At 75.1% G+C, this 429-nt stretch carries 1 pseudogene; it reads right to left on the reverse strand.

Going from position 1 to position 429, the window contains the following annotated elements:
• Window positions 1-429 (reverse strand): annotated as a pseudogene (locus GTP90_RS36095) (heme utilization protein); the annotation flags it as partial.

Consider the following 429-nt stretch of genomic DNA (forward strand, 5'->3'; position numbering starts at 1 on the left):
TGCGCCAGCTGGTCGGAACCCAGCGCGGCGGCCGCGGCCACGCTCAGCGCCTTGATGGCGCCGCTGCCGAGGGCGGCCACGTCGTCGGTGGACAGGCCGGCCACCTGGCGCGAACCCAACGCGCCGATCTGCGCCGTGCTCAGCGCCTGCACCTGGGTGCTGCTCAGCGCCGCGATCTGCGCGCTGCTCAGCGCGGCGATATGGCGGGTCGCGAAGCCACTCAGCTGCGCCGTGCTCAGCGCGGCCAGCAGCGCCGCGCTCAACTGCGGCACGACGGACGGATTCAGGGCCGCCAGGTCGGCGGCCGGCAAGCCGGCCAGCGCGCCGGTGGACAACGCGCCGATCTGCGCGCTGCCCAGCGCGGCGAAATCGGCCGTGGTCAACGCAGCCAGCTGGCTGCTGCCCAGCGCCGCCAATTGGCGGGTGGCC

This window comes from Duganella vulcania (assembly GCF_009857655.1).
GTDB classification, from domain to species: Bacteria; Pseudomonadota; Gammaproteobacteria; order Burkholderiales; family Burkholderiaceae_D; genus Rugamonas; species Rugamonas vulcania.